The sequence below is a fragment of the Actinocrinis puniceicyclus genome, from assembly GCF_018283645.1.
GTDB lineage: Bacteria > Actinomycetota > Actinomycetes > Streptomycetales > Catenulisporaceae > Actinocrinis > Actinocrinis puniceicyclus.
Map to the genome: position 1 here is coordinate 1 of NZ_JAGSXH010000355.1, position 798 is coordinate 798.

General features: G+C 75.1%; 1 protein-coding gene. It reads right to left on the reverse strand.

Annotated elements, in window-relative coordinates:
- Positions 1 to 90: 90 nt before the first annotated feature.
- Positions 91 to 798: ATP-binding cassette domain-containing protein (locus KGA66_RS29255; RefSeq protein ID WP_211472872.1), on the reverse strand; the 708-nt coding region annotated here is incomplete at its 5' end.

Consider the following 798-nt stretch of genomic DNA (forward strand, 5'->3'; position numbering starts at 1 on the left):
CCACGATCCCCGCCACGATCCCCGGCCCGGGCGCGGCCGGCGCCCAGGCCGGGTCACGATCCGCGGCGGCGCGCCCCTGCTTCACCGCGCTCACGCCGGCGCCCCCGTGCTGAAGACCGCCCGGTACCGCGGGTCCTGCCACAGCTGCTCGTGCGGCCCGGTGGCCCGCAGCCGCCCACCCTCAAGCCAGGCGACCACATCGGCGCGCCGCGCGGTCGCGGCGCGCTGGGTCACCACGATCCGCGTGCGCCCGGCCAGCGCCTCGGTCAGCGCCCTGCTTATCTGCATCTCGGTCAAGGTGTCAAGGCTCGAAGTCGCATCGTCGAACACGAGCACCCGGGCATCCTGGGCCAACGCGCGCGCCAGACCCAGCCGCTGCGCCTCACCACCGGACAGCGCCAGGCCACGCAACGGCGTGTCATAGCCCTGCGGCAGACGCCTGATGAAACCGTCCGCGCGGGCCAGCCGCGCCGCGCGCACCGCCACCGCGCGGCTCGCCTCGGGGGCGCAGTACGTCACCGCGTCGTGCACCGTCGCCCCCAACAGCGCCGGGCGCGCGAAAGCGTAGGCGACCTGATGCCTGAGCTGCACGACGTCGAGATCGGCCACCCGCGCCCCGTCGAGCAGAACCTCGCCGTCGGCCGGTTCGACCAGCCGGCCCACGAGCCCGGCCAGCGTGCTCTTGCCGGCCCCGGAGGCACCGACCAGCGCGACCGTGCTGCCCGGCGCTATGTCCAGGTCGACCCGCTCAAGCACGCTGTGACCGCCGCTGCGCACCGTCACACCGCGCAGCTGAAG